General features: G+C 48.8%; 1 protein-coding gene. It reads left to right on the plus strand.

From position 1 onward, the window contains the following. The coding region (locus C5P05_RS33460) for a hypothetical protein (protein ID WP_157979138.1) at positions 1-246 on the plus strand (246 nt) is incomplete at both ends.

A 246-nucleotide genomic window follows, 5' to 3' on the forward strand; every position in this document is an offset into this window, starting at 1 on the left:
GGTGTGTCTGGCATTGCAGTCATCAAAGGCTTTGTAGGAAAGCCGTTTTCTGATGACTTCCATGCAACCATCCGGGGCTATTCAAAACTTGAATCTTCTGGCTCAGGCGAACAAAAGCAGTTCGGCATACCTGGATTTACAGATTACCCGAGTGAGATTCAGGTGCTGGCCGGAGAGTACAAGGTTCAAGTCTATTGCTTTAGCGGCTTTACCAGTTACCGACCCACCACGACTCTACCGATGCAA

This window comes from Rhodoferax ferrireducens, from assembly GCF_003347515.1.
Lineage (GTDB): Bacteria > Pseudomonadota > Gammaproteobacteria > Burkholderiales > Burkholderiaceae_C > Rhodoferax.